At 41.4% G+C, this 26959-nt stretch carries 29 protein-coding genes; 1 reads left to right on the top strand and 28 read right to left on the bottom strand.

The window, feature by feature from the left end:
• Nucleotides 1–46: 46 nt before the first annotated feature.
• The 9 genes from YYK_RS04050 to YYK_RS04005 all read right to left on the bottom strand — a co-directional run bounded on the left by YYK_RS04050 (nt 47) and on the right by YYK_RS04005 (nt 8563).
• Nucleotides 47–646, bottom strand: a complete 600-nt coding sequence (locus YYK_RS04050) for a lysozyme family protein (RefSeq protein ID WP_011922375.1) — start codon at nt 644–646, stop codon at nt 47–49.
• Complete coding sequence (locus YYK_RS04045) at nt 647–1621, bottom strand: nucleoid-associated protein (RefSeq protein WP_002943200.1); 975 nt, start codon at nt 1619–1621, stop codon at nt 647–649. It lies immediately after the preceding gene.
• Nucleotides 1621–2880, bottom strand: coding sequence for a serine hydroxymethyltransferase (gene glyA / locus YYK_RS04040; protein WP_011922374.1), 1260 nt, complete (start codon nt 2878–2880; stop codon nt 1621–1623). The genes YYK_RS04045 and glyA overlap by 1 nt, the downstream gene beginning before the upstream one ends.
• Before the next feature lie 23 nt (nt 2881–2903).
• The gene (locus tag YYK_RS04035; RefSeq protein ID WP_011922373.1) at nt 2904–3335 is read right to left on the bottom strand and encodes a GNAT family N-acetyltransferase; all 432 of its coding nucleotides are present in this window, start codon (nt 3333–3335) and stop codon (nt 2904–2906) included.
• Nucleotides 3332–3934: an L-threonylcarbamoyladenylate synthase gene (locus YYK_RS04030; protein WP_012775091.1), complete on the bottom strand. Its 603-nt coding sequence runs from the start codon at nt 3932–3934 to the stop codon at nt 3332–3334. The genes YYK_RS04035 and YYK_RS04030 overlap by 4 nt, the downstream gene beginning before the upstream one ends.
• The gene (gene prmC / locus YYK_RS04025) at nt 3927–4760 is read right to left on the bottom strand and encodes a peptide chain release factor N(5)-glutamine methyltransferase (protein ID WP_011922371.1); all 834 of its coding nucleotides are present in this window, start codon (nt 4758–4760) and stop codon (nt 3927–3929) included. The genes YYK_RS04030 and prmC overlap by 8 nt, the downstream gene beginning before the upstream one ends.
• Complete coding sequence (gene prfA, locus YYK_RS04020; RefSeq protein WP_012775090.1) at nt 4760–5839, bottom strand: peptide chain release factor 1; 1080 nt, start codon at nt 5837–5839, stop codon at nt 4760–4762. Before prfA ends, prmC begins: the two co-directional genes overlap by 1 nt.
• Nucleotides 5840–6289: 450 nt before the next feature.
• Nucleotides 6290–6871, bottom strand: a complete 582-nt coding sequence (locus YYK_RS04015; protein WP_012028098.1) for a thymidine kinase — start codon at nt 6869–6871, stop codon at nt 6290–6292.
• Between the two features lie 384 nt (nt 6872–7255).
• Nucleotides 7256–8563 carry an excalibur calcium-binding domain-containing protein gene (locus YYK_RS04005; protein WP_012028097.1) on the bottom strand — a complete coding sequence of 436 codons (1308 nt, stop codon included), beginning with the start codon at nt 8561–8563 and terminating at the stop codon, nt 7256–7258.
• 134 nt (nt 8564–8697) lie between these two features.
• On the opposite strand from YYK_RS04005, the gene YYK_RS04000 reads away from it, so the two are divergent.
• On the top strand, nt 8698–8880 hold the full coding sequence (locus YYK_RS04000; protein ID WP_002934978.1) for a 4-oxalocrotonate tautomerase: 183 nt from the start codon (nt 8698–8700) through the stop codon (nt 8878–8880).
• 49 nt (nt 8881–8929) lie between these two features.
• Here the strand turns inward: YYK_RS04000 and lepA are convergent, their stop codons facing one another.
• The 19 genes from lepA to YYK_RS03900 form a co-directional block, all read right to left on the bottom strand.
• Entirely contained in the window at nt 8930–10762 is a 1833-nt protein-coding gene (gene lepA / locus YYK_RS03995; protein ID WP_002943192.1) for a translation elongation factor 4, read from the bottom strand.
• Between the two features lie 281 nt (nt 10763–11043).
• Nucleotides 11044–11715 (bottom strand): HIRAN domain-containing protein, encoded by a 672-nt coding sequence (locus YYK_RS03990; protein ID WP_012775626.1) that lies wholly within the window; start codon nt 11713–11715, stop codon nt 11044–11046.
• Nucleotides 11716–11818: 103 nt separating this feature from the next.
• Nucleotides 11819–12232: a nucleoside-diphosphate kinase gene (ndk, locus tag YYK_RS03985; protein ID WP_012028095.1), complete on the bottom strand. Its 414-nt coding sequence runs from the start codon at nt 12230–12232 to the stop codon at nt 11819–11821.
• A 22-nt stretch (nt 12233–12254) separates the two neighbouring features.
• A complete protein-coding gene (gene yihA, locus YYK_RS03980) occupies nt 12255–12842 on the bottom strand; it encodes a ribosome biogenesis GTP-binding protein YihA/YsxC (protein WP_012775089.1) in 588 nt (195 codons plus the stop codon).
• A gap of 55 nt (nt 12843–12897) precedes the next feature.
• Entirely contained in the window at nt 12898–14124 is a 1227-nt protein-coding gene (gene clpX / locus YYK_RS03975; protein WP_002934974.1) for an ATP-dependent Clp protease ATP-binding subunit ClpX, read from the bottom strand.
• A gap of 197 nt (nt 14125–14321) precedes the next feature.
• Nucleotides 14322–14834, bottom strand: a complete 513-nt coding sequence (locus YYK_RS03965; RefSeq protein WP_011922360.1) for a dihydrofolate reductase — start codon at nt 14832–14834, stop codon at nt 14322–14324.
• A 285-nt stretch (nt 14835–15119) separates the two neighbouring features.
• Nucleotides 15120–15959, bottom strand: coding sequence for a thymidylate synthase (locus YYK_RS03960; RefSeq protein WP_011922359.1), 840 nt, complete (start codon nt 15957–15959; stop codon nt 15120–15122).
• A 52-nt stretch (nt 15960–16011) separates the two neighbouring features.
• Entirely contained in the window at nt 16012–16314 is a 303-nt protein-coding gene (locus tag YYK_RS03955) for a hypothetical protein (protein ID WP_012775088.1), read from the bottom strand.
• Nucleotides 16315–16325: 11 nt separating this feature from the next.
• Entirely contained in the window at nt 16326–16604 is a 279-nt protein-coding gene (locus YYK_RS03950; protein ID WP_012775087.1) for a hypothetical protein, read from the bottom strand.
• Nucleotides 16605–16729: 125 nt separating this feature from the next.
• Nucleotides 16730–17689, bottom strand: coding sequence for an ROK family glucokinase (locus YYK_RS03945; RefSeq protein ID WP_012775086.1), 960 nt, complete (start codon nt 17687–17689; stop codon nt 16730–16732).
• A 95-nt stretch (nt 17690–17784) separates the two neighbouring features.
• Nucleotides 17785–18120 carry a hypothetical protein gene (locus YYK_RS03940; RefSeq protein WP_002934966.1) on the bottom strand — a complete coding sequence of 112 codons (336 nt, stop codon included), beginning with the start codon at nt 18118–18120 and terminating at the stop codon, nt 17785–17787.
• Complete coding sequence (locus YYK_RS03935) at nt 18121–19989, bottom strand: ABC-F family ATP-binding cassette domain-containing protein (RefSeq protein ID WP_012775435.1); 1869 nt, start codon at nt 19987–19989, stop codon at nt 18121–18123.
• Nucleotides 19982–21193 (bottom strand): CCA tRNA nucleotidyltransferase, encoded by a 1212-nt coding sequence (locus YYK_RS03930; protein ID WP_011922355.1) that lies wholly within the window; start codon nt 21191–21193, stop codon nt 19982–19984. The genes YYK_RS03935 and YYK_RS03930 overlap by 8 nt, the downstream gene beginning before the upstream one ends.
• The gene (gene dapB, locus YYK_RS03925; protein ID WP_011922354.1) at nt 21190–21957 is read right to left on the bottom strand and encodes a 4-hydroxy-tetrahydrodipicolinate reductase; all 768 of its coding nucleotides are present in this window, start codon (nt 21955–21957) and stop codon (nt 21190–21192) included. The genes YYK_RS03930 and dapB overlap by 4 nt, the downstream gene beginning before the upstream one ends.
• A gap of 8 nt (nt 21958–21965) precedes the next feature.
• On the bottom strand, nt 21966–22817 hold the full coding sequence (locus YYK_RS03920; RefSeq protein ID WP_011922353.1) for a DegV family protein: 852 nt from the start codon (nt 22815–22817) through the stop codon (nt 21966–21968).
• 1 nt (nt 22818) lies between these two features.
• Nucleotides 22819–23193 carry a DUF1149 family protein gene (locus YYK_RS03915; RefSeq protein ID WP_002934959.1) on the bottom strand — a complete coding sequence of 125 codons (375 nt, stop codon included), beginning with the start codon at nt 23191–23193 and terminating at the stop codon, nt 22819–22821.
• Between the two features lie 95 nt (nt 23194–23288).
• A complete protein-coding gene (locus tag YYK_RS03910; RefSeq protein ID WP_012028091.1) occupies nt 23289–25244 on the bottom strand; it encodes a PTS fructose transporter subunit IIABC in 1956 nt (651 codons plus the stop codon).
• Nucleotides 25241–26152: a 1-phosphofructokinase gene (gene pfkB, locus YYK_RS03905; protein WP_011922350.1), complete on the bottom strand. Its 912-nt coding sequence runs from the start codon at nt 26150–26152 to the stop codon at nt 25241–25243. Before pfkB ends, YYK_RS03910 begins: the two co-directional genes overlap by 4 nt.
• Nucleotides 26149–26898: a DeoR/GlpR family DNA-binding transcription regulator gene (locus tag YYK_RS03900; RefSeq protein ID WP_012775085.1), complete on the bottom strand. Its 750-nt coding sequence runs from the start codon at nt 26896–26898 to the stop codon at nt 26149–26151. The genes pfkB and YYK_RS03900 overlap by 4 nt, the downstream gene beginning before the upstream one ends.
• Between the last annotated feature and the right edge of the window lie 61 nt (nt 26899–26959).

The following is a 26959-nucleotide window of genomic DNA, read 5'->3' as shown; positions in this document are numbered from 1 at the left end:
TGCTGTAGTTAAAAACTCATCAGATTTCCGATGAGTTTGATAGGTATTAAAATAAATTAATGAGGCGCATCAGGTGCATATTAAAACGAACCTGTCTAGCATAGTAGATATTTCCACCATTTACATATAACTTCCCACCATTTAGCAAAGCCAAGGGATGAAAATAGGTATATGTTTCTTCTGTAGTATTCCCTAAGCTTGGTGCTACTACTGTTCTGGAGTATTCTTTAGCTAAAGAGAGTGTATGTTCTCCACCATGTTCAGCAATATAGTCAATATAGGCTGGACCGAAATTATATGCCTGAACTGCTGTCCAAACCTCTACTCCTTTTTCCTCAGCCAACCGTAGGTTTTCTGTCAGGTAGATAATTCCTTGCCTGATACTCTCTCTACTATCCGTGATAGTGTTAGCATAGCCAGTAGCGGACTCACTCGATTGCATGACATCTGCTTCTTGTCCCTTGGTTTCTGTGTAAATCATTGCTAGGACTAGTTCTTCATTAGCTGGTGTGTCGTTTTCAGCCAATACTTCTTGTACCATAGTTTGATAGGTCATCACTTGCTTGACTGCATTGTAGGTTTGATAGAATTTGTAACCGAGAAAAATCAGCAAAAGAAGTATCAGCGTACGTATCAGTTTTTTCATTTACTTGCTCTTTATGTCTTCAATATTTTTGATAAGAATAGAATAGGTCCCGTTGTCATTTTGAATAAACTCAACCGATTCTGCATCCTCATAGATTGCATTTGGCACAATCAACTCAATTCCGTTTGATAAAGATAGCTTCTGATTTTCAAATTTCTTAAGTTGACGGCTACTATCAATTTCATCGAAGGAAATCTTATCAGGTATGACCTCTTTCAGTTGATCGACGAAATTTAAACGAGCGGTCAGGTTGTTATCGAATAACTGATCAGCCAATTTTTCAGGTGAAAGCTCATTATCTTCTTCCAAATTGTTGAAAATAGCTGACTTGACTTTCGATTGAAATTGAAAATCGCCTTGATGGAAATTGTCAGCAATCTTCTGTGCAGTTTGCTCTACTGCTTTGATTGATTTTTTTGCAGAAATAGCTGGTGTAACTTGCAGAAGATTATCTGAGAAATAATTGAGGAAGGCTCCATTGTGTTTGATTCTTTTCTCAATCAAATGATACTTCCGCGTTTGAAGATTGACAATCAAGGCTTCATCAGGTGCTGAACCTGCTCCAGGTAAATTATTCTGGGTGATTTTTAAAGGACTTCCGCTTTCCAGACCAACGTGGGCGAGATTTTCACGCAGTGAGATTCTCAAAAAGGCAAAATGTTCAACACCATTTCGTTCAAACTCTATGAAAATGAGGTCATTGGTTTTTAAATTCTCAGAAATTGAAAATTCTTCTTTCCATAGATTAGCAATCTTGACAGAGTTGGTCAGTAGGTCGCCATCTAAATAGTCAAGAAAAGGATTGTCGGGGTTAAATTGTCCTGTTTTTGCTTCATCAGAAAAGACACGTTCAATCTTTTTACGCAAATATTCTTCTATTTTTGGGCTAACAGTCAAAAGCTGGTCGGAAAGGACCAGCTCTGTATCATCAGGACTAAATTGATGTATGATGGCTTTTTTTACAAATATATCCATTATAAACCTTCGTAAAGTGGGAATTGATCTGTCAAAGCACGCACTTCTTGACGGACTTCCTCAAGAGCTTTTTCATTTTCTGCATTTTCAAGTGCTTTGATAGTTAGTTGTGCAACCTTGCGAGCTTCCTCTACTCCAAAACCACGAGCAGTAATGGCCGCAGAGCCAATACGGATACCGCTTGTTTTGAATGGTGAGAGTTTTTCGTAAGGAATTGAGTTTTTATTGAGAGTAATATTTACTTCATCCAAGAGATGCTGAGCAACTTTACCATTTTCAACAACTTTGGTCACGTCAACGAGGAAGAGATGGTTGTCTGTTCCTCCTGTGATGACTTTAAAGTTAGGGTTTGCAAGGAAGACTTCGGCCATGGCCTTGCTGTTCTCAATCACTTTCTGAGCATAGTCTTTGAAAGCTGGGTCCAAAACTTCTTTGAAAGATACGGCTTTTGCAGCAATGACATGCTCTAATGGACCACCTTGGATGCCTGGGAAGATGGCTGAGTTGATTTTCTTGATGAGCTCTTCATCATTGGTCAAAATTAAACCACCACGTGGCCCACGAAGAGTTTTATGAGTCGTAGTTGTTGTAATATGGGCATGTGGCACTGGGTTCGGATGAAGACCTGCTGCTACAAGACCAGCAATATGAGCCATATCCACCATCAGTTTGGCCCCCACTGCATCTGCAATTTCGCGGAATTTAGCAAAGTCAATTGTACGGGCATAGGCTGAAGCACCTGCTACAATCAATTTTGGCTGTACTTCTTTTGCTTGTTTTAAAATTGCATCGTAATCAAGCAAGCCAGTTTCTTCGTCAACATTGTAAGCTACAAAGTTGTAAGTTTGTCCTGAGAAGCTAACTGATGCACCGTGAGTCAAGTGACCACCTGCAGCTAAGTCCATCCCCATAACAGTGTCTCCTGGCTCAATCAAGGCCATGTAGGCAGCACAATTGGCCTGGCTTCCTGAGTGCGGCTGAACGTTAGCAAATTTTGCACCGAATATTTCTTTAGCACGTTCAATAGCTAAACTTTCAACTACGTCAACGCATTCCGTACCGCCATAGTAACGACGACCTGGGTAACCTTCTGCGTATTTATTGGTCAAAATAGAACCTTGAGCTGCCATAACAGCTTTAGAAACAACGTTTTCAGACGCAATCAATTCGATATTATTTTGTTGGCGTTTTTCTTCAGCTTGGATAGCTTCCCAAACTTCTTTATCAAATTCTTTGTAGTTAACTTTGTCAAAAATCATATACGGTACTCCTTTGTATTGGGCTAAATGTGCTTGATAAAACGCTTCTGCATTTTATCGGAGTGATAGCCATTCTTTTCGTAGAAAAGATGGGCTTGGAGACGACTTTCAGCAGAATTGAGGCGAATAAAATGGTAGCCCTCTTTCTGTGCAATTTGCTCAACGGCTTTCAGCAGGCTTGCTCCAATCCCTTGTCCTTGATGACCAGGCAAAACAGCTAGTCCGAGAATATTGAGGCCTGTATCCGAATAGAGACTTTCATAGACTTGTGCGTGAATGTAACCTTGCACTGCGCCACTTATGTCATCTATATAGACCAACAAGATATGCCCCAATGTGCTCGTGCATCTAAAAAACTGTCGCTCAGTTTGTTCCAATGAACAATCATACCCTAAGGATTGAGCATTGATTTCTCGGATGACTATCAAGTCACTTTTCTCAATGGGACGAATCATAAAACTACCTCAAATTCTATTTCGGGAATGGCTTTCTGAATCTCTTCGCGGCTGATAGCACCTTGGCGCAAAATCCGCGCTTTCTGTCCAGAAAGGTCCAAAATCGTTGAATCAATGCCTGTTAGAGCTTGGTCATCCTCAATGCCAGGCAAATCAACTGAAAATTGTGCCTGGATGTCCGAAAACTTCTTGCCACTTTCGTTTCCTGAAATATTGGCGGACGGTCCAATAAGTGGGCCAGTCTCTGAAATCAAACGTAAGGTTTGTTCGTGATTAGGAAGACGAAAACCAACAGTATCCAGTCCAGAATTAACCCAAAAAGGAACGTTGTCGTTTGCTTTCAGGATAATCGTTAGCGGTCCTGGCATAAATCTATTATACAGTTTCTCCAGAAAAAAGGGTGTATTTTGACTGAAAAAATAAATATCGTTCAGATTTGAGACATTTAAGTTCATTGCCTTGTCCCGCGGACGCTGTTTCAACTGATAGACACGATTGACTGCATCTTCATTCAAGGCTTGGGCAAAAAGCCCATAGACTGTTTCAGTTGGAAGGATAACAGCACCACCATTTTCAAGAATTGTTCGGAGTTTATCCATTGTCATCCGCTACGACCTTTCTATCCTGTCCAAATTGGTCTTTGAGGACTCGAATTTGCTTTTGGGGGAAATGCAGAGCGAGTAAGTCGGTTAGGTCTTGCCCTTGCTTGTAGCCAATTTCAAAGTAGAGTTTTCCATTTTCCTTCAAAAATGCCCCTGCTTGCTCCGCAATTTGTCTATAGATAGCCATGCCATCTTCTTCCGCAAATAAGGCAAGATGAGGCTCAGAAGTCAATACATTGAGTCCAACTTCATCTGTGTCATCTGGTGAGATATAGGGCGGATTAGAAACAATGATGTCAAATTTCCCTGTCACAGCTTGCAAGACATCCGATTCTAGAAAGTGAACAGAGACTTGGTTGGTTCTTGCATTTTCCTGAGCCACTGCTAGGGCATCATTTGAAATGTCAACCGCTACCACTTCCCAATCAGGTCTAGCTTTTGCAAGGGAAATAGCTATGGCACCGCTTCCTGTACCGATGTCTAAGATACGCAAACTTGCTCCGCTATTTTCCTGCAAAATCAAATCAACTAATTCTTCCGTTTCAGGTCTTGGAATCAAGACTCGCTCATCCACCGCAAACTCCAAGCCATGAAAATCAGCTTTGCCGATAATGTACTGGGCAGGTCGGTGTTGGGAAAGTTGCTGAAAAATCGCATCAATCTCTTCTTTGTCAGTCGGTGTGACTTCCTGACGGAGCAGGAGGAGAAATTCCGTAAAGTTCAATCCCTTTAAGCCACGAAAGGTGAAGGACAGGGATTCTGCCTCTTCACCGATTGCGACTAATTGTTCTTCGTATGCTGCAAATAATTGAGCGTAATTCATTATTTGTTAAGCTCTTCTAGTTTTTGCGTTTGATCGTAGAGAACAAGGGCATCTACGACTTCGTCCATCTTACCTGACAAGATAGTATCCAGCTTTTGCAAGGTTAAGCCGATACGGTGGTCTGTCACACGGTTTTGTGGGAAGTTGTATGTACGGATGCGCTCTGAGCGGTCACCTGTACCGATAGTTGATTTACGCTCAGCATCCTGCTCATCTTGGGCAATCTGTGCAAAGTGATCCGCAACACGGGCACGGATAATCTTCATGGCCTTTTCACGGTTTTTCTGCTGAGTCCGTTCTTCCTGCATTTCGACCTTGATGTTGGTTGGCAAGTGAACGATACGAACGGCAGTCGCAACCTTATTGACGTTCTGTCCACCAGCACCAGATGCGTGGTAAATATCGACACGAAGATCTTTTGGATCGATGTCGTATTCCACTTCTTCAACTTCTGGCATGATGAGGACAGTTGCTGTCGAGGTGTGGACACGACCTTGGCTTTCTGTCACAGGGACACGTTGGACACGGTGAGCTCCTGATTCATACTTGAGTTTTGAATAAACGGATTGACCAGAGACCATGGCAACCACTTCCTTGATACCGCCGACACCGTTATATGAAGCCTCCATAACCTCAAAACGCCAGCCTTGACCTTCTGCATATTTTTGATACATGGTCAAAAGGTCTCCAGCAAAGAGGGCAGCTTCATCACCACCTGCGGCACCACGGATTTCCAAGATGATGTTTTTGTCATCGTTAGGGTCTTTTGGTAAAAGAAGGATTTTCAGCTTTTCTTCGTAAGCTTCTTTATCAGCCTTAGCTTGTTTGAGTTCTTCCTTAGCCATTTCCTCCAAGTCAGCATCACCAGAAGATTCTTTAATCATCTCTTCTGCATCGACAATGTTTTGAAGTACAGTCTTATATTCGCGGTAGGCTGTTACTGTATCACGAGTTGTAGCTTCTTCCTTAGACAACTCCATAAAACGCTTGGTATCGCTGACTACATCAGGGTCAGACAACAATTCACCAAGTTCCTCGTAGCGGTCTTCCACCGCCTGTAATTGATCGTAGATGTTCATAAGATTAAGATACAAAGCCCGTTAAGCAAGCACAGTCAAAATAGGAATTTCGACCAAGTGTTACAAACACTCGGAGAAATTATCTTTTTGACACAGCTTGTAGGGCGTGTTCAATTCCTTTCTGTAATATGTAGGTCATGAAACAGGCACAGTTCGTAGCCCGTATTCAATTCCTTTCTAAATATTTGACCGCACACACTTCTAGTTAGCTTGTAGGGCGTGTTCAATTCCATTAAGATACAAAGCCCGTTAAGCAAGCACAGTCAAAATAGGAATTTTGACCAAGTGTTACAAACACTTGGAGAAATTATCTTTTTGACACAGCTTGTAGGGCGTGTTCAATTCCTTTGCCGTAGTATGTAAGTTATGAAAATTGGCACAGAGTCATAGGCAAATTCAGTTCTATATAGTTGCTCAGTTTACAGTTGCTTCTCATTTCATTTTCAAAAATTAGGGTAAATCTTTAATTTCTGGTGAAAAATAATGTTTGCGACAGACAGGAATGTAGGTTTCATTGCCACCAATTTGGATTTGTTCTCCTTCATAAGTAGGTTTTCCATCCTGTGTTCTCAAAACCATTGTCGCTTTTTTAGAACAATATTGGCAGATTGTTTTGATTTCATCTAATTTATCAGCCAATAAGAGCAAATGTTGGGAACCTTCAAATAGTTCATTTCGGAAATCATTTTTAAGACCGAAAGCCATAACGGGTACATCTAATTCATCGACTACGCGAGCAAGTGCGTAGACGTGATGACGTCGAAGAAATTGTGCTTCATCAATGAGAACACAGTAAGGACGCGGTTCCATTTTTTCAATAAAACCAAAGATATCCATATCATCGTCAATCGCCACTGCATCTCTTCTCATGCCTATACGACTGGATACAACACCAAAGGCATCACGAGTATCAAGTGCAGATGTCATGATAACAACAGGTTTTCCTTGTTCTTCATAGTTGTGGGCAACCTTCAAAATCTCAATGGTTTTTCCTGAGTTCATTGTCCCATATTTATAATATAATTGAGCCACTTTTCTCTTTCCAATCTTAAATTTTCACTCCCTCCATTCTATCATAAATTGACCATTTAGGAAATAGAAAAACAAGCCCGTTTTGAGCTTGTTTGATATTAAGACCATGGTAAAGAGAGAAATTCTCCAATACATCGGAAAATGATTTTAGCTGCCGTTGGTTTCCACTTGTAGAGCATAACACAACCATATATCAGGCTGTAAAAAGAAAATGCAAGAAACAATGGGCCTTCCCATACACTTTTGTTAAAAACAGTTACTACTAGATACAAAAATAATCCAGTGAGTAGGAACGATAAAATCATACGGTATTTATAGGTCATGAGCAATCCCTCCTTATAAGAGTAGTATAGCACGCAATGTAAACGTTGTCAATGTTTTTTCTTACTCACACCCAACTCCATCTCCATCACGGTCTAAATGACTACCGTAACCTGGTTCTCCATGATAGATTGGTGCAGCTCCTGCTTGTCTAACTGCCTTACAATTTGGATAATATGTGTTTTGAGATGGTGTAGCAGTAAATTGCTGAACTTGGCTTTGTGCTTCTGCTACTTTTTGCGCTTCGGCGGCGAGACGTTCTTCCTCCTCTTTACGTGCTTTCTCAGCAATAGCTTTTTCAGCATTCCAATATTTGACAATGACTTTGCTATCTTTTTTGATGACCTTATCGTTCATCTCGTTAAAAGATTTTCCATCAATCTCGACCGCAATGATTTGTCCGTTTTTAGCAATTTCATTGGTCTCTGTTGCTACTTCAGATACTTGAGAAAAACCACCGTCGGTAAACAATTTTTTAGTATCTGCAGCTGTTTTCGTTGAAATGGATGATGGCAGTTCAGCGAAGCTAGAGAAATCGTAGTAGGTAATTACAATGGGGGTTGATTTTTTGCTGATAATCTCCTGTTTGGTGGGCAATTGAATCTCTGCACCACCTAGATTAATTTTTTGAATTTTTTCGTGCTTTGCTTTATCCTTGTCTGCAACAGCAGTCCACTTGATGTCTGTAAATCCTGCTGTTTTTAGTTGTTTTTCGAGCTCTGGTTTTGTTTTAGCCTCTGCTAGATTTTCTGGTAGTTTGATGTTATCTTTGCTAACGTCAAAATAGGTTAATGTAACAGGGAGACTAGTAGAGTAAAAATGATTGGATTGATAGGTGTGATTTCCGATTTGAAGGCGATCAATTTTATCTTTTTTGTCCGCATTGCCTTCTTCTACTAGCAGAACAGGAGTTAGTTCGATTTGCATAAAACCTGAATCTTTCAGCTCTTTCTCGACATCTGCTAAATTTTTAGAAGCTGGTAGGTTGAATTCAACGGCATCTTTTTTGGGAACATGGTAGGAGATTGTAATTGGGATGTTTTTTAAAGTACGTCCTTCCTTCCAATCTTCTCCGTCAACAGAGACGAGTTCGACAAGATTGCTTTCACCTATTTTTCCAAATTCTAAATCAGTGATTTCCACCCCCTGAATATTTTTTAAACCTGCTTCCTGAAGATGTTTTACGACTGTTACATACTGTTGTCCATAAAGGTCATCTTTTTTTGGAAGTTCAGCAGTCATTAATTGTGAACCGATAAATGTTGTAAGTAGGACGCCACCAGTTATTCCTGCTGTTTTCCGATTAAGAAATTTTCTAGATTTTTTAATTGACGTTTCGCTAACTATCTGAGTTGCTTTTTTCTTAAACATAAATCATTCTCCTTATTGTTTGTCGCGATATTATTATAACAAAATATAAATATATTTTGTTATATCTTATGAAAATATCCTTGGAGAATCATAAAAACTATGGTACAATAAACGAAAAATAAAGGAGGAAATATATGCCATTTGTACGTATTGATTTGTTTGAAGGACGCACAGAAGAACAAAAAATTGCCCTTGCGCGTGAAGTAACTGAGGTGGTATCACGCAATACTAATGCGCCCAAAGAAGCCATTCATGTCTTCATCAATGATATGCCTGAAGGGACCTACTACCCACAAGGTGAAATGAAACGTAAATAAGAGAAAACACTCTTGCAAGAAAATGCAGGAGTGTTTCTTTGTATCAAGTTTATTTCTTATCGTCTTCATCCATGCTGAGAACACTGAGGAAGGCTTCTTGTGGAACTTCGACAGAGCCGATGGCTTTCATCCGTTTTTTACCAGCTTTTTGCTTTTCTAGGAGTTTGCGTTTACGGGAAACGTCACCACCATAACACTTGGCCAAAACGTTCTTCCGAAGAGCCTTGATGTCGCTACGGGCAACAATTTTCTGACCGATAGCTGCTTGTATTGGTACTTCAAACTGTTGACGGGGAATGATTTTCTTGAGTTTGTCCACGATAATTTTCCCACGTTCGTAGGCAAATTCCTTGTGGACGATAAAGCTGAGGGCATCGACCTTGTCACCATTGAGGAGAATATCCATTTTCACCAACTTGGATGAACGGTATTCAGAAATCTCATAGTCGAAGCTGGCATAACCACGAGTGGACGACTTAAGCTTATCAAAGAAGTCAAAAACAATCTCCGCAAGTGGAATTTGGTAGATGACATTGACACGATTATCATCGATGTAATCCATAGTCACAAAGTCACCGCGTTTGCGTTGGGCCAATTCCATGACTGCACCGACGTATTCCTGTGGTACCATGATTTGTGCCTTAACGTAAGGCTCTTCGATAGTGGCAATCTTTGTTGGGTCTGGGAATTCGGATGGGTTGGCTACATCAATCATTTCACCGTCCGTCATGTTGACATGGTAAACCACCGACGGTGCTGTCATGATGAGGTCAATGTTAAACTCACGCTCAATCCGTTCTTGGATAACATCCATGTGCAAGAGGCCCAAGAATCCACAACGGAAACCAAATCCGAGTGCCTGCGATGTTTCTGGCTCAAACTGCAAGCTGGCATCGTTGAGTTGGAGTTTTTCCAAGGCTTCACGGAGGTCATTGTACTTGTTGGAATCGATTGGATAGATACCTGCAAAGACCATTGGATTCATCTGCTTGTAGCCCGCTAGTGGCTCGCTGGCAGGATTTTCTGCCAAGGTTACCGTATCACCGACACGGGTATCTGCAACGGTCTTGATAGAGGCTGCAATGTAACCAACATCACCAGTCGCCAAATAATCACGACCGATTGCTTTGGGTGTGAAAATCCCCACTTCCGTCACATCGAAAGTCTTACCATTGCTCATCATCTGAATGGTGTCACCAGGTTTTACCACACCATTGACGATACGAACTTGGAGGATAACGCCTCGATACGGATCGTAAACCGAGTCAAAAATCAAGGCTTGCAATGGAGCTTCGACATCACCAGTCGGTGCTGGAACCTTCTCGACAATCTGCTCCAAGATTTCCTCGATACCAATACCTGCCTTGGCTGATGTTGGCACTGCTTCAGAAGCATCCAAACCAATCACATCTTCGATTTCCTGACGAACACGTTCTGGGTCTGCTGCTGGCAGGTCAATCTTGTTAATGATTGGCAAGATTTCCAAATCATTGTCCAAGGCTAGATAAACGTTGGCCAAGGTCTGTGCTTCAATCCCTTGAGCAGCATCCACCACTAAAATCGCTCCTTCACAGGCAGCCAACGAACGCGATACCTCATAGGTAAAATCCACGTGTCCTGGTGTGTCAATCAAGTGGAAAATGTATGTCTCTCCATCTTTAGCTGTATAGTTGAGTTCGATTGCGTTGAGTTTAATTGTGATACCACGCTCGCGTTCCAAGTCCATACTATCCAGCAACTGGGCTTGCATTTCACGGCTGGAAACTGTTTCCGTCTTCTCAAGAATACGGTCAGCCAAGGTTGATTTACCATGGTCGATGTGGGCAATAATGGAGAAATTACGAATTTTCTCCTGTCGTTTTTTCAAATCTTCTAAATTCATGTTTCTTCCTCTACAAGGGTATTACTCCTCATTATATCAGATTTAGTGATAATTTTCCATAAGAAAAACACCTAGAAATATAGGTTATTGTTACGAGTAAATTCCCAAAGTAAGTTCTAGTCGGTCATAAAATAAGACTGAAACAAGGAATTATTGTTTGATTAAAGGTATGGAGCCATTAATTTTCGATATATAAATTCCAGTTAATATATCAAAGAGTTAATTTCTGATTTTATTACTTGTCCCACATAAACTCGATATATTTTTAATGAATTTAATAATTACAATTTTTCATCATTTAAAACGTAAATTGTCAGTTCGTAATAAGCACGATAACCTTTATCATAACTCCCTTGTCTTTCCATATCTACTGACAAGTTCAACTTTTCCCCTCTATCGATTAGTCGGGAAACTTCCTCAGAAGCAGTTTTAGGGATATAGCCAACAAAATAACCACATACAAGTACTTTAACTGCATTTGGGTCATACTTATTATCTGGCTCACGAACTAACTTGACATCTGTAGTTTCTCCGCCGTACGTCAGACATCTTAACACCCTCATTGGCTCAAAACGATCTTCCCTATATTGCGTACCTGCTACATAAAAATGCGAAAAATATTTGTACTTAGCAATGAATTCTCTATTTTTATTGATAGCCTCCTCTATAGAATCAATCTCATTTTTATAATGGCTAATTAATCCATCACATCTATCCGATTGGAAATATGATGTTACTACATACATGAAACAAAGAAATACCATAATAACAAGAAACATCCCTTTGAATACAATGACAGAGAAGAACAGCATCGTTATAGCAAAAAACAACCAATTTTTACACTGCTTCTTCATAATCCGCAAGTTCTCAATCTCCAAAAGTATACCTTCAATTTGCTTTTCCTGTTGAATAATTTCTTCTTTGATAAGACTAATCGTTGTTCCTTGCCCCATGGTGAATAACCTCTCTATTATTGCTTTTTTTCATTATACCACTAATCAGTTTTTTCACCAATTTATCAAAGAAAAACACCTAGAAAACTAGGTGTCTGCTCTGCTATTTTCCCAGCCAAAGACCGATCTCGCGTTCGGCTGCTTCTGCACTATCTGAGCCATGAACGACATTTGCCACAATTCCCTCAACGGGCGCTGTCGCAAAATCTCCACGAATAGTCCCAGGTAGGGCGTTTACTGGATTGGTAGCTCCCATCATATCTCGCCAAGATTTGATAATTTCTGGCCCTTCTATAATGCCAGCTATCATCGGCCCGCTCGTCATATATTGTACTAATTGCGGGAAGAAAGGTTTATCTGTCAACTGTTCATAATGTTGACTGATTAGCTCTTCTGTCGCTGTAACCATTTTTAAATCTCGGATTTGAAATCCCCTGCGTTCGATACGTGAAAGAATTTGTCCTGCAAGTCCACGCTTAAGAGCATCTGGTTTGATGATGAAGAAAGTACGTTCCATGATTTTTCTCCTGAACTGTTTATTAGATGTTACTTAAGATAGCATCCCATGCCTGATCGTATCCGTGACGAGTCTCAGAAGAAAAGATAACGAATTGATCATTTTTATCAAAATCCAATTTCTTTTTAATCATCGATTCGTGCTTATTCCACTTTCCTCGTGGGATTTTATCAGCCTTCGTTGCCACAATAATAACAGGAATTTCATAATATTTCAAGAAATCATACATTTGAACATCATCTGCTGATGGCTCATGACGCATGTCTACTAAACTCACCACAACACGTAGATTTTCTCGTGTCGTCAAATACTCTTCAATCATTTTGCCCCACTTAGCGCGCTCCGTTTTGGATACTTTAGCATAGCCATAACCTGGAACATCTACAAATCGAATTTTATCATCTATATTATAAAAATTGAGTTGTTGAGTCTTTCCTGGTTTTCCTGACGTACGTGCAAGATTTTTTCTTCCTAGAAGAGTATTGATAAATGAGGACTTTCCAACGTTAGATCGCCCGGCAAGGGCAATTTCTGGAATGTCATAGCCCGGATACTGGGCTTTTGAAACAGCACTGAGCAAAATCTCAGCATTATGTGTGTTGATTTCCATTTTATACCTTTCATAAATAAGGGTAGAAAACAATCAGTTTCCACCCTTTATTTTTTTATGCAGTTTCTAGTAAAGGCTTTTCTTTACCGTCTACTGCTGCTTTTGTTACACGAACGCGTTTAACGTTATCTTGACCTGGCACCTCAAACATGACATCCAACATCGTTTCTTCAATGATAGAGCGAAGTCCACGAGCACCAGTTTTACGTTCAATTGCTTTTTCTGCAATTGCTAACAAGGCGTCCTCATCAAAGTCAAGCTCCACGTCATCATAAGACAAGAGTGTCTGGTATTGTTTTACAAGAGCATTCTTCGGTTCCGTCAAAATGCGTACCAAATCCTCTGTTGTCAATTGGTCCAAAGCTGCGAATACAGGCAAGCGACCAATCAACTCTGGAATGATACCGAATTTTTGAATATCGTCTGCAATGATATGTTGCATGTATGATTCTTTTTCATCAATAGCACGATTATTATGACCAAAACCGATGATTTTTTCACCGAGACGCTGTTTGACGATTTCTTCGATACCATCAAATGCACCGCCAACGATAAACAGGATATTTTTGGTGTCCACGTGAATCATTTCTTGGTTTGGATGTTTACGTCCGCCTTGTGGTGGTACGCTGGCCACAGTTCCCTCGATAATTTTTAGGAGAGCTTGCTGGACACCTTCACCAGATACATCGCGGGTAATGGACACATTTTCACCTTTTTTGGCAATCTTATCAATTTCATCTACATAGATAATTCCTCTTTCTGCACGGTCGATGTTAAAGTCTGCAGCCTGCAAAAGTTTGAGGAGGATATTTTCTACGTCTTCACCAACATAACCTGCCTCAGTAAGAGCGGTCGCATCAGCAATAGCAAACGGGACATTCAAACTTTTAGCCAAGGTCTGAGCTAGGAAGGTTTTTCCTGAACCAGTCGGGCCAATCATGAGGATATTTGATTTTTGCAAATCAACATCGTTCTCATCACGGCTATCTTGGAAATTGATACGTTTGTAGTGGTTGTAAACGGCTACTGCTAAAGCACGTTTTGCACGATCCTGTCCGATGACGTAGTTGTTCAGGATATTGAGTAATTCTTGTGGCTTTGGCGTATCGGCCAAGTCTGTCAAAACTTCTTCTGCCAGTTCCTCACGAATGATTTCCTGTGCTAGTTCCACGCACTCATTACAAATGAAGACATTGTTCCCTGCGATAATTTTTTTAACTTCTTCTTGATTTTTTCCGCAAAATGAGCAATAGATTAGCTCATGTGTATGCTTAACAGCCATGTGTTTCCTCTTTCATATCTCTTATCTAAATAAAAATCCATAAATGGCGTGAATACTATTGACCAGATTGGTAAAAGCATTCAGTAAAAATAAAATTGCTAAACCAAAACGTTTCTTCCGAAAGGCTTGAATCGCACAAAGAACACAAATCCCACAGAGAAATGCTGTAAATAAACCGAATAAACTTCTCTCCATGCCTAACCATCTCTTCTTTCATAGGTTTTTATTGTAAAATCATACGGGTTTTTCTCGTCTTTTGGACGTAAATTGGCGCTTTGTAGCTGAAATTTCTCCATAGGAAATGCTTTCGGAAAATACACATCGCCATTAAATTGACCGTGAATATCTGTCACTATTAATGTTTCAATGTAAGGTGCAAAAGCAGTAAAAATTTGTCCCCCACCAATCACAAATAGTGTCTGCTCCTGTTTGTTATACCAATCTAGAACATCTTCCACACTGTGTAAAATGGTAATACGTTCACTCTCTAGTTGATAGGTTTTATCCGTTGTCAAAACGATGGTGTGACGATTAGGAAGAGCACGTTTACCCATGCCGTCGAAAGTTATACGTCCCATCACCATCGTGTGACCTGTTGTCGTTTTTTTGAAATGAGCTAAGTCAGCTGGCAATGACCAAGGAAGTCTATCACCTTTTCCAATCAATCCATTTTCATCTTGAGCCCAAATGGCAACAATCTTTTTAGTCATTTTCTCTCACTTTCCGTCCTATCATTCTATCAAAAAAACATGAAAAATGCACTTACCAAGTAGGCCAAGCGCAAATTTTTATCATGTTGAAACTATCACCGACTCCTCAGAGATAGGGAAGATTCCGAGATTCGTAGAATGTGAATCTCGCTGGTGCTGGAAAGCCCCCCTCATCTTAAATCGCTAAGTCAAAATTAAGTTGCGGTTTAACTGGCTTCGAAAGTCTGAGTATAGACTGTTGAAGGTTGGAAATAGCAAGAACGAAGTTCTTCACTGCTAATCCAGTTAAATTGCTAAATCGAATTTTAACTGCGGTTTAACTGGATTGTAGTCCACCAATTCAAAATCTTCTGCCCGAATATCAAAGAAATTGGTACCGTCAGGAACATTTAAGACCAAACGTGGCTCAACTTCAGATGGTGTGCGACGGAGTAATTCTTCAGCCTGTTCAAACTGATTGTCATAGATGTGAAGATTGTTGATGAAATAGAAAAACTTCCCAACCTTCCAGCCAAAATGTTTAGCGATCATCATCTGAAGGGCTACATACTGCATAGCGTTGATATGATGGGCTACCAACATATCATTTGACCGTTGAGTTAGAGTTGCATCCAGATAAATCTCCCCATCCACTCGCCGAACGTCAAACAGGGTCTGAAAGGCACATGGCAAAAGACCCGCGGATTGGTCAAATGCTTCATAATCCCACAAAGAAATCACATTACGGCGGTTCCATGGATTTTCCTCTAATTGCTTGAGGATTTTTGAAATGATGTCATGCTTTTTCACGATAGCCCCATAGCGTTCACCGATTGTGCCTGTTCCTTCAACTTCCCAGTCATTCCAATACTGGACACCGTATTTTTCCTGTAAGACAGACAGGTCATTGGTCTGGTCTTGGTAAATCCAGAGAATTTCCTTGATGGCCGACTTAATTGGAATAGGTCTAAGTGTTGTAATAGGAAACTCGCCCTTAGACAAGTCATACTCAGCAAAGGCGCCTGTAACGTACTTGGAATTAGCTACATTTCCATCCTTGTAACGTGGGCGAGCATTTTCTGAAAAAACGCCCTCTTCCATAATCTTACGAATGTTTTCTTTAAAAATAATATCTGCTTTAGTCATGGTCTTAGTATAGCAAATTCTAGCAAAAAACTCCAGTTTTGCACCGGAGTTCTCATTTGAAAAAGAATGAATAAAAATTAAGGTGGAACAAACCAGATAGGGCAGTTATTAGGCTGAACAATATAAAATACAAGGCAACCAAGAGAACACTCAACAATATCTGACGAACATTTTTAGTGTAAATAGCCGTTGGTAAGCTGGCTAGTCCGAAAAATGGAATGATAAAAAATGTTAGTTTAAAATTCACATTTACAATATCAAACCATTGTCCTATTGGCAAAAATAGCATGACGAAGAGAAAAATTGCGATACCATACAAAACTAGATTTAATCTTTTTAGTAAAGTCAGGTTCATAACCACTCCTTCTAGGGGCCAAATATAAAGTAGCCAATACCGAATATCAGAGGAAATGAGATTATTAAGAAGATACTAATCAAACCAGTCCACAATTTTTTATAATAGATAGATAGTATAAGAATTAGAGCCCCCAGTAGAGGGAGAATCAACATGGTTGCTACGTTTCCCCAGCTAGACGGGAAAAACCAGTCACGAATCCAGTTATCAAGGAAAAAAGCAGATAACAAAATCAATAAACCAAGAATGGTCAGATAGTTGATTATTTTAGACATGTTTACCTGTTTCATAAGGTGACACTCCTTTCTCTTTACACTTTCATTGTATGCTTAAATACTACATTTTTCAATATATGTATATAAAGAAAATGTGACAGCGGAATTGAAAAAAGCAGAGTTTCCCCTGCTTTTAACGATTATTTCAAGACGAGTGATGCTGCGCCCAATACACCTGCATCATTACCACGTGTTGCCAAGACAATTTGTGTACTTTCCTTGATTTGTGGGAAGCTATTTTCAGCAAAGACCTTGCGAACGCCATCCAATAAGAACTCTCCCGCAGCTGATACACCACCACCAAGAACGATGTAGGCAGGATTGAGGACTGCAGCAATGTTTGCACAAGCAACACCTAAGTATTCTGAGAAGTGACGGTAGACAATCAAAGCCAAATCATCGCCCTCTTTTGCCAAATCAAAGACATCTTTAGCCGTTACATCTTGCCCATCATCAATCATTTGTTTCAGTTTTGCATCGCCTGCGTATTGATCAGCATAGCGACGGCTGAGGTTGACAATACCTGTCGCTGAAGCAACTGTTTCTAGACAACCTTTCTTACCACAAGTACATGCAAATGGCTCATCAAAGTCAACTGTGATATGGCCCAATTCGCCACCAGCACCTTTGACACCACGAATCAAGTTTCCAGCAGCGATGACACCGCCACCGACACCTGTACCAAGCGTCATAAAGACAACGTTTGGATTGTTGTTTCCAGCACCAACCCATTGTTCACCGAGGGCCGCTACGTTTGCATCATTGTCAATAAAGAATGGTAAACCGAGCGCAGATTCAAACTGCTCTTTGACCAATTGCAAGGTCTTCCAGTTGAGGTTATAGGCTCCGATAACAGTGCCAGCTTCACTATCCACTACACCGGGTGAGCCCATACCAATTCCTAAGAAATCGTCCTTTGTCAAACCATGGGTTTCAAATCGCTGCTTGATACTGTCAATAATATCAGGAACAATATGACTTCCATCATCTAAAATATTTGTCTTGATAGACCATTTTTCTTGAATTTCTCCCTCAGTAGTCAAAATGGCCAATTTAACAGAAGTTCCCCCAAGGTCAATACCGATAATTTTTTTAGACATAATCATCACCTCAAATGTATTTTCTTTATTATAACACAATGCAAAGGTTTGCGTAAAGCCTTTTCAAAAATTTGTACGGATAAAAATTAATTGCTCTATCGAAAAAGATAGAGCAAAATTAAAAATTGAATATGTAAGATAAACCTTCCAATGGAAAAGAGCATAACTGTCGTAAAATTACTACCTTCTTTCGTTCCATTATAGAGAAAAAGAGTAGAAATAAAGGTAAATCCCAGAGCAAACCCCACCATCTGCAAGTCGTGATAAGACTGACTATAAAAATACAAGGTGCTTGTCAGCAATATCATGGATAGGATAGTTAAAATCAAGCGCAATGTATTCATTTTTTTGGTCTTTAGATAGCTAAACAAAGCCGCTCCTAAGGTCACCAAGAGATAGATGACCATATATGACATGACAAGAACTTTCATCTAGCCCTCCAGTTTGCTCAGATACTCATACCGCTCATATTTTTCCAAGAGCAGGTCGTTTTTCTCATCCAATTCCTTCTGCAAATCGGACAATTTTGTAAAATCACTACCACAGGTCAGCATTTCCGCCTCGATTGCCGCAATCCGCTCCTCCAAGCCAGCAATATCCTCTTCGATGGTTGCCCATTCCTGCTTCTCAAAGTAGGACATCCGCTTCTTGTTCTCTTTGATTTTCTCGGTTTTCTCCTTTGGTTTTTCCAAGGAAATGGCAGAGCTGGAAGCCAGAAAGGCCTTCTCATCCAGATAGTCTGTGTAGTTGCCAAAGAAAGTCTCTATACCGCTATCTTCGAAAGCCAAGATTTTATTGGCTACCTTGTCTAGGAAATAACGGTCGTGACTAACGGTAATGACTGGACCAGTAAAGCCCTGCAAGAAATGTTCCAAGACTGTCAGAGTCGCTATGTCCAAGTCGTTGGTCGGTTCATCTAGTAAGAGAACATTGGGCCGTTGCAAGAGAATCTTCAGCAAATAAAGTCGCTTCTTCTCCCCACCTGACAATTTCTCAATCAGGGTACCATGGGTATTACGTGGGAAGAGGAATTGCTCCAAGAGTTCTGCGATAGAAACCATACCAGATGTCGTCTTAGCTTCTTCTGCCACTTCCTGCAAGAAATTGATGACCCGCTTGCTTTCGTCCAAGCCCTTGATGGTCTGAGAAAAATAACCGATACGGATGGTTTCACCAATATCTACCTTACCGCTGTCTGCTTGTAAGTCGCCTGCGATTAGATTGAGCAGGGTAGATTTTCCTTTTCCATTATCACCAACAATACCGATGCGGTCCTTGTTTTGAATGAGCAGGTTAAAGTCTTTTAAAATGGGCTTATCAGGATAGGAAAAGCTGACATTTTCAAAGTTAATGACCTTTTTACCGATACGAGAGGTTTCAAAATTGATTTCCAATTCGCTATCGTCTATCTTGTTGGCTAAATCGCCTTTGAGGTCATGGAAACGATTGATACGAGCCTGCTGCTTGGTTGCACGAGCTTGAGGTTGTCTGCGCATCCAAGCCAGCTCTTGTTTGTAGAGCCGCTCTTTCTTATGGCGAAGGGCGGCATCTCGCTCGTCCTGTTCTGCCTTCAAGCGAACATAGTCCTGGTAATTTCCCTGATATTCGGTTAAGCTGGCGCGGTCCAATTCAAAAATCCGTGTCGCCACATTGTCCAAGAAATAGCGATCGTGGGTAATAAAGAGAACAGACTTTTTAGTATTTTTCAAGAAAGTCGTCAACCACTCAATGGTATCAATGTCCAGGTGGTTAGTCGGTTCATCCAGCAAGAGCAAGTCAGCATTGCCAAGGAGGACTTGGGCCAATTGGACTCGTCTACGTAGACCCCCTGATAACTCAGCAACGGTTTTGTTGAGGTCTGTTAGCCCGAGTTTCGACAAGACAGTCTTGACCTGGCTTTCAATCTCCCAAGCATTGAGAGAATCCATCTCAGCCATCACCTTTTCCAGTCTTGCTTGACTGGTTTCATCGTAATGAGATAAGAGCAGCTCGTATTCACGAATCAGCTGGGTTTCACGGAGGTCAGATGAAAGAACGGTGTCTAAAACTGTCTTGCTTTCATCAAAATCAGGTTCCTGGGTCAGATAGGCGATTTTATAAGCATTTTTGGTACGAAAAGGTGATACATCTCCGTCAAAACCGATACGACTTGACAGAACATCCAACAAAGTCGTCTTTCCTGTACCATTGACCCCAATAATCCCGATACGGTCGCCTTGATGGATGATGAAAGATAGATCAGCAAAGACCGTTTTATCTCCGACAGATTTAGTCAGGTGTTCAACGATAAAATCACTCATTCTCTAAGATTCCTTTCACAAATGTCATAATCGCTTGCTCTTCGTTTTCCAGCTGTCCTTCCACAATCTGGAATTCCACCTCTTTGAGTAGTTCTCCCAATACTGGACCTGGTTTGAGGTCAAATGCCTTCATCAGATGTCCTCCATTGACAACAATTTCATGCTTGTCGTGGATAGTCAAGGCTTGGTCAATCTTATCGATTGCTGCAAAATCTGTAACAAAACCTTGTGCCTGATGAAGTTCCTCTACCAAGTATAAGAATTCTTTGCCATACTTGAAACAGATTTGCTTGGTAACAGGTCCTGCTTGGCGGAGCTGATAAATCTCTACCAACTTGACCACGCTGCGTTGGAAATCATTGCTGGTTTTCCATTTTTTCAGGAAGGACTTGATGTTATCAATACCTAGGCAGACAAAGAGCAGGGCCCAAGCTTGTTCAGATGTCGAAAAGCGAAACTCTTCTGTCAGACTTGTTAGCATGGCCTCTAATTCATCACTTTTTCCAGCTAAATCAGGCAAGAAATTGTAAGCCTTGGAATCAATCATAGCGCGCAAGCCTTTTCGCCAAAAATCCGCCATCAATAGTTTATCAAACTCGATAAAGCTACGTTCCACCGAGATTTTTTCCAAGAGCGGTGCGGTTTGCACCATAGCTTCAAAGGTCGTCGGTTCAATCTCAAAGTCCAAGGTCGCTGCAAAGCGAAAACCTCGCATGATACGGAGGGCATCTTCGTTGAAACGCTCAGCCGGGATGCCTACAGCCCGTAGGGTGCGGTTTTCTAAGTCAGTCATCCCATCAAAGAGGTCTACAATTTGAGCCTCTTCATCCAGGGCAAAGGCATTGACTGTGAAGTCGCGACGTTTGAGATCCTCTTCTAAGGAACGCACAAAGGAAACCTGGCTCGGCCTACGGAAGTCGACATACTCCTCCTCTGTCCGAAAAGTCGTGATTTCATACTCCTTTTTCCCCTCTAATACTAGCACCGTACCGTGTTCAATTCCGACATCAATAGTCCGTGAAAAGATTTGTTTCGTTTCCTGAGGGTAGCTGGATGTCGCAATATCGACATCGTGAATAGGTCTGCCTAAAATGGCATCCCGCACGGAGCCACCAACAAAGTAAGCCTCGAAGCCAGCTGCTTTAATTTTCTCTAAAATCGGCAAAGCCTCCTGAAACTCAGAAGGCAGATTGTTTAATTTCATAATAAGTGTTCCAAACCATAAACGAGTTGTGAGCGTTTGACTACCTCTTTAATGCCGAGATTGACACCGCCCATAAAGGAAATACGATCGTAAGAGTCATGACGAATGGTCAATCCCTCGCCCTGTGCCCCAAAAATCACTTCCTGATGGGCAACAAGGCCTGGCAAGCGTACTGAGTGGATACGGAAACCGTCAAATGCTGCACCGCGAGCGCCAGCAATCAGTTCTTCTTCATCCGCTGCACCTTGAGTCTGTGACTGACGGACTTGTGAAATGAGTTCGGCCGTTTTGACAGCCGTACCACTCGGTGCATCCTTCTTCTTATCGTGGTGTAATTCAATGATTTCAAGATTTGGGAAATACTTGGCTGCCTGTGCTGCAAATTGCATGAGCAAGATAGCGCCAATAGCAAAGTTAGGAGCAATCAAGCCCCCCAAGCCCTTCTCAGCTGACAAGGCTGTCAATTCCTCGATTTCTTCAGGGGTAAATCCTGTCGTTCCAACCACAGGTGCGAAACCATTTTCCAAGGCAAAACGGGTGTTTTCATAGGTAAATTTTGGCGTTGTAAAATCCACCCAGACATCAGCTTCCAGACTGGCAACTTCTTCTTTGGTCTTGAAAACAGGAACACCGTCTACTTCTGTTTCTGTCGCAAATGGATCTACCAAGGCAGCCAGACTAAGTGCTGCGTCACCTTTGACCATCTCAACAGCCGTTGAGCCCATTTTTCCTTTGAATCCTGCGATAATTACCTTAATTGTCATGCAAACTCCTATTCAATAATGGGAGAAATACCAAAGGCCACTGCCCCTTCTCCCAAGTGCGTACCGATGACCGAACCAAATGACACGATTGGTAAATCGCTACCGACACCTGCTTCTTCCAACTGCCGTTTAAAGTTTTCAGCCTTCTGAGGTGCGTTGGCGTGTATGATAGCAATCTGATACTGTCCTTCGGTCGTTTGTTCTTGGAGGATTTCCAAGAGGCGTTTAATGGCCTTCTTCTCCGTCCGAACTTTTTCATACACTTCTATCTTACCCTCACCTGTAAAATACAGAATCGGTTTGATGCTCAAAAGATTGCCAAGCAAGGCTGCACCATTGGACAAGCGACCACCTTTTACCAAATGATTGAGGTCATCAACCATGATGAAGGCTGTAGTCTTCCCAATTTCTTGGTCCAATTTCCCAGTAATCTCTTCAAAACTAAGTCCTGCATCAGCCCATTTGAGAACATTTTCGACCATCATACCTAAAGGAGCCGATGTGATTTTGGTATCTGGAAAGGCAACGGTTAATCCTTCAAATTCATCAGCCAAATATTGAATATTTTGATAAAAACCTGAAATACCTGATGACAAGAATAAGCCAAGTGCGTGTGTATAGCCTTTCTCTGTTAATTTAGCCAGAATTTCTTCTAGTTCCATCAAACTCGGTTGACTTGTTTTAGGTAATTCTTTCGATGAAGCCATTTTTTGATAAAACTCTTCAACCGTCAAATTTTGTCCTTCGATATAATTTTCCCCATCGATGCTGACTGGAATACTTAGGACAAACAGGTCATCCCGCTCAATACTTTGAACATTCAAAACAGCCGATGAGTCAGTTATAACCGCTAATTTCATATTAAAACTCCAAATTCACTCCTGGTGCATCAAAGGCGATTTCAGTAACCTCATAAGTCATTCGTTTTAAAATGTCCAAAAGAGGCTCTACCAAAACACGTTTTTCCTCATCAGTAAATTCAGTTGGCTCTTCTACCAATCGATTTGGTAAGTGAACGGCCTGACTCATGGCACCTGAAATCACAAAATGATCTAGTACAATCATAAAGCGCAAAATGGTAATCATAGATGTTCGATTTTCTGCACGATTTTGCTCAATCAATTGAAAGTCAACTTTCAATTTTGTTTCCGGAATTCCGTTCTCTTTTTCCCACGCGTGATTGCGGGCATCAAAATGATACTGATTGACAAATTCTTTATCGCGAATGATTTCCATTTCAAGACTCCTCTAATAACAATAATACTCACATTATACCATAATCCTCGTGAAATAGCTAAAAAACCTTGCCAGAAGCAAGGTTTCAATCAAAATTATTTAGCTTTACGAAGTGCTCCGTAAAGGACACCTGATACAACCGCACCAATCAAAACATAGGCGATGTAAAGCAATGGATTAGATGTCAAAGCGATAACGAAGATACCACCGTGAGGAGCCATCAATTGGATGCCTGACAAACCAACCAAGGCACCTGCAAGGGCAGAACCAGCGATAAAGCTTGGGATTGCACGAGCTGGGTCAGCAGCACCAAATGGAATCGCACCTTCAGTGATGAATGAAAGACCCATAACAATGTTTGTCAAACCTGAGTTACGCTCTTCTTGTGTGAATTTGTCTTTGAAAAGAAGGGTTGCAACGAATACTGCCAACGGTGGAACCATACCACCTGCCATTACCGCTGCCATGGCAACAGAACCACCATCTGCAACAGTTGCTGCAAGTGTACCTGTACCGAAGACATAAGCTGCCTTGTTGACTGGACCACCCATATCGACTGCCATCATTCCACCGAGGACAAGTCCAAGGAGAATAGCAGAGCTACCTTCAAGACCTGCAAGGAAGTTGTTCATACCTGTGTTGATTGCTGCCATTGGGATGTTAACGAAGAACATCAAGAAACCAGTGATTGCTGTTCCCAAAAGTGGCAAGAGCAAGATAGCGTTCAAACCTTGAAGTGATTTTGGAAGGTTGCGCAAAGCGTTGCGAAGAACGAGCACTACACCACCAGCAAGGAAACCACCAACAAGGGCACCCAAGAAACCAGATGATACACCTGCAAGAGCAAGCGTTTCTTCACCACCAGCTGCGTAAGGAATTTTACCGAACGCAAGACCGCTACTAGCAATTGCACCAGCTACGAAACCTGCAACCAAACCTGGTTTTTCAGCAATCGAGTAAGCAATATAACCTGCTAGAAGTGGCAACATGAAGCCGAAGGCTGCTCCACCAATCTTCATGAACATAGCTGCGATTTCATGGTATGAACCAAGACTACCAAGGCTGTCTTGTGGCACACCTAGAGCTCCATCGAATAGGAAGGCAAGGGCAATCAAGATACCGCCACCGATAACGAATGGCAACATTTGAGACACACCACTCATCAAGTGTTTATAGAACGCTTTGCCAAGACTGAGTTTTTCTGAAGATTCCACAGTAGCTGCTCCTTCTGACGCAGTGTAGGCTGATGCTTTACCATCCAAGATAAGGTTAATTAATTCTTCTGGTTGTTTGATTCCAGCTGCAACTGGACGAGATACCAAAGGTTTGCCATTGAAGCGAGGCATATCAACAGCCTTATCTGCTGCGATGATAACACCTGCTGCATTCTTAATGTCTTCAGCGGTTAGTTTGTTTCCAACACCTGAAGCACCGTTGGTTTCAACCTTGATGTCAACACCCATCTCAGCAGCTTGTTTCTTAAGTGCTTCTTCTGCCATGTAAGTGTGGGCGATACCTGTTGTACATGCTGTCACAGCAACGATAAATGGACGGTCACCACTTGGTGCTGCAACAACTTCTTCAGCAGTCTTATCTGCTGCTTCAGCTGCGTCAAAAACTGAAATGACTTCTTCTGGGCTAGACACACCACGAAGTTTGTCAGCAAATCCAGGCTTCATCAAGTATTTAGACAATTCAGCAAGGGCAGCCAAGTGTGTATCGTTTGCACCTTCTGGAGCTGCAATCATGAAGAACAAATCGGTTGGTTGACCATCAAGACTTGCGTAGTCAACTCCCTTGTTTGATTTTGCAAAGAGAACAGTTGCCTCTTTTACAGCCGCATTCTTAGCATGTGGCATTGCGATACCGTCGCCAAGACCAGTAGTTGTTTGCGCTTCACGGTTCATGATACCTGTTTTGAAAACATCAAAATCTGTAACATATCCTTTATCAACCAAACTAGCAATCATTTCATCGATAACTGCTTCCTTGCTTGTCGCTTGCAAATCAAGCAACATGACATCTTTTCTCAAAACGTCTTGAATTTTCATAGTGTTTCTACCTCAACTTTTTCATAAGTTTCCTTAATAAATTCGATACTTGCCAAATCATCTGAAAAGGCTGTTGCCGTACCGCAAGCAACTCCCCATTTTAGGGCTTCAATTGGGTCTTGTGAGCGAACGTATTCACCTGTAAAACCTGCCACCATGGAATCTCCAGCTCCGACAGAGTTTTTCACTGTACCCTTGATTGGTTTAGCAAAGTAAGTAGCTGGTGGAGTGACCAACAAAGCCCCATCCCCTGCCATGGAAATGATCACATTCTGAGCACCCATTTCTAAGATTTTCTTAGCGTAGGTTTCAATGTCTGCAATGCCATTCAATTCGACGTTGAAGATTGCTTCAAGTTCATGGTTGTTTGGCTTGACCAAAAGTGGCTGGTGTGCTAGTGAGTCTAGGAGTGTTTGACCTTCAAAGTCACAGACAACTTGCGCTCCTGCTTTTTTCGCCACAGGAATCAGCCTATTGTAGACTTCGTTTCCAAGACTAGCTGGAGCAGACCCAGCAAAGACAACGGTGTCTTCTTTGGTCAATCCTGCTAAGACCATTTCTAATTCGGCCAACTGTGTATCTGTCACAATCGGACCCAAACCGTTGATTTCTGTTTCTTGGTCAGCTTTGATTTTCACGTTAATACGTGTATCTTGATCAACCTGAACAAAATCAGTATCAATTCCTTCGGCAATCAATCCATCTTTGATGAACTGACCTGTGAATCCCCCAAGGAAACCCGTTGCTGTATTCGGATAGCCCAAGCGCTTCAAAACACGGCTAACGTTAATTCCCTTACCGCCGGCATACTTATCGTCGCTCTCCATACGATTGACACTGCCCGTCTCGACATCTTCTAAACGAACGATATAGTCAATCGCTGGATTGAGCGTAACTGTATAAATCATACCTCGATTACCCTCGTTTTCTCTTTTATGATGTCCAACAAACTGCTTTCTGAAGATTGGCAGATAATGTTGGATTTTTCGATTGCCGCAACTTTAACAAAGGAGAATTGACCAATTTTAGAAGCATCTGCCAAAACATAGCTTTCTTTGGCATTGTCTATGATAGTGCATTTGATGGTCGCTTCTTCAATATCTGGCGTTGTAAAATAGTTTTTATCAATACCATTCATCCCCAGAAATGCTTTATCAAAATTGAGCTGTCGAATTTGTTCCAATGCTACTGCTCCAACGGAAGCATCTGTTGATTGCTTAACAAAACCACCTATAATGATTGTTTTTATCTTGCGTTCAACCAGCCTCACTGCGTGGTGAATAGAATTGGTAACGACTGTCAGATTTTCCTGCTGAAGATAATCAATCAGTACACCGGTTGTTGTACCTGCATCTAAAAAAATTACGTCTCCGTTAACAATTTGTCGAGCAGCACTTTCCGCAATCTCTCGTTTTTCTTGAACGTTTTTGACAGATTTTTCTAGAATAGACTCTTCGAGTTGCAAATTCCCTGGCGCTTCAGCACCGCCGTGTACACGACGAAGCTTACCTTCGTTTTCCAACTCATCCAAATCCCTACGTACAGTAGACTCAGATGTATCAAGAACTTCGATTAATTCCTCTAGCCGAACAAACTGTTGAGAGTGTATTCGCTCTAATATAATCTGTTTTCGTTCTGATTTGAGTATGTTCAACACCTCCTGCAACCGTTTACAAAAATCATTATACACGATTTTCTGCCATTGTCAATCATTT

The sequence above is a fragment of the Streptococcus suis S735 genome, assembly GCF_000294495.1.
Lineage (GTDB): Bacteria > Bacillota > Bacilli > Lactobacillales > Streptococcaceae > Streptococcus > Streptococcus suis.
The sequence above is the reverse complement of the archived record's forward strand: the minus strand, read 5'-3'. Positions and strand labels throughout refer to the sequence as shown.

What these genes read in the sequence shown, in the direction of transcription:
- YYK_RS03965 (WP_011922360.1), bottom strand. Translation starts at nt 14,834, where the DNA reads ATGACTAAAAAGATTGTTGCCATTTGGGCTCAAGATGAAAATGGATTG.
- YYK_RS03910 (WP_012028091.1), bottom strand. Translation starts at nt 25,244, where the DNA reads ATGAAAATTCAAGACGTTTTGAGAAAAGATGTCATGTTGCTTGATTTG.
- YYK_RS04000 (WP_002934978.1), top strand. Translation starts at nt 8,698, where the DNA reads ATGCCATTTGTACGTATTGATTTGTTTGAAGGACGCACAGAAGAACAA.
- YYK_RS03930 (WP_011922355.1), bottom strand. Translation starts at nt 21,193, where the DNA reads ATGAAATTAAACAATCTGCCTTCTGAGTTTCAGGAGGCTTTGCCGATT.
- YYK_RS03940 (WP_002934966.1), bottom strand. Translation starts at nt 18,120, where the DNA reads ATGAAAGTTCTTGTCATGTCATATATGGTCATCTATCTCTTGGTGACC.
- YYK_RS03990 (WP_012775626.1), bottom strand. Translation starts at nt 11,715, where the DNA reads ATGGGGCAAGGAACAACGATTAGTCTTATCAAAGAAGAAATTATTCAA.
- YYK_RS04050 (WP_011922375.1), bottom strand. Translation starts at nt 646, where the DNA reads ATGAAAAAACTGATACGTACGCTGATACTTCTTTTGCTGATTTTTCTC.
- YYK_RS04030 (WP_012775091.1), bottom strand. Translation starts at nt 3,934, where the DNA reads ATGGATAAACTCCGAACAATTCTTGAAAATGGTGGTGCTGTTATCCTT.
- YYK_RS04045 (WP_002943200.1), bottom strand. Translation starts at nt 1,621, where the DNA reads ATGGATATATTTGTAAAAAAAGCCATCATACATCAATTTAGTCCTGAT.
- YYK_RS03960 (WP_011922359.1), bottom strand. Translation starts at nt 15,959, where the DNA reads ATGACTAAAGCAGATATTATTTTTAAAGAAAACATTCGTAAGATTATG.
- lepA (WP_002943192.1), bottom strand. Translation starts at nt 10,762, where the DNA reads ATGAATTTAGAAGATTTGAAAAAACGACAGGAGAAAATTCGTAATTTC.
- YYK_RS03915 (WP_002934959.1), bottom strand. Translation starts at nt 23,193, where the DNA reads ATGGAAATCATTCGCGATAAAGAATTTGTCAATCAGTATCATTTTGAT.
- prmC (WP_011922371.1), bottom strand. Translation starts at nt 4,760, where the DNA reads ATGAATTACGCTCAATTATTTGCAGCATACGAAGAACAATTAGTCGCA.
- yihA (WP_012775089.1), bottom strand. Translation starts at nt 12,842, where the DNA reads ATGGAAATCAACACACATAATGCTGAGATTTTGCTCAGTGCTGTTTCA.
- glyA (WP_011922374.1), bottom strand. Translation starts at nt 2,880, where the DNA reads ATGATTTTTGACAAAGTTAACTACAAAGAATTTGATAAAGAAGTTTGG.
- clpX (WP_002934974.1), bottom strand. Translation starts at nt 14,124, where the DNA reads ATGGCTGTTAAGCATACACATGAGCTAATCTATTGCTCATTTTGCGGA.
- prfA (WP_012775090.1), bottom strand. Translation starts at nt 5,839, where the DNA reads ATGAACATCTACGATCAATTACAGGCGGTGGAAGACCGCTACGAGGAA.
- pfkB (WP_011922350.1), bottom strand. Translation starts at nt 26,152, where the DNA reads ATGATTTATACAGTTACGCTCAATCCAGCGATTGACTATATCGTTCGT.
- YYK_RS04035 (WP_011922373.1), bottom strand. Translation starts at nt 3,335, where the DNA reads ATGATTCGTCCCATTGAGAAAAGTGACTTGATAGTCATCCGAGAAATC.
- YYK_RS03955 (WP_012775088.1), bottom strand. Translation starts at nt 16,314, where the DNA reads ATGAACCTGACTTTACTAAAAAGATTAAATCTAGTTTTGTATGGTATC.
- YYK_RS04005 (WP_012028097.1), bottom strand. Translation starts at nt 8,563, where the DNA reads ATGTTTAAGAAAAAAGCAACTCAGATAGTTAGCGAAACGTCAATTAAA.
- dapB (WP_011922354.1), bottom strand. Translation starts at nt 21,957, where the DNA reads ATGACAATTAAGGTAATTATCGCAGGATTCAAAGGAAAAATGGGCTCA.
- YYK_RS03945 (WP_012775086.1), bottom strand. Translation starts at nt 17,689, where the DNA reads ATGTCTAAAAAAATTATCGGTATTGACCTTGGGGGAACTTCTGTTAAA.
- YYK_RS03920 (WP_011922353.1), bottom strand. Translation starts at nt 22,817, where the DNA reads ATGAAATTAGCGGTTATAACTGACTCATCGGCTGTTTTGAATGTTCAA.
- YYK_RS03935 (WP_012775435.1), bottom strand. Translation starts at nt 19,989, where the DNA reads ATGAGTGATTTTATCGTTGAACACCTGACTAAATCTGTCGGAGATAAA.
- ndk (WP_012028095.1), bottom strand. Translation starts at nt 12,232, where the DNA reads ATGGAACGTACTTTCTTCATCATCAAACCAGATGCTCTTAAGCGTGGA.
- YYK_RS03950 (WP_012775087.1), bottom strand. Translation starts at nt 16,604, where the DNA reads ATGAAACAGGTAAACATGTCTAAAATAATCAACTATCTGACCATTCTT.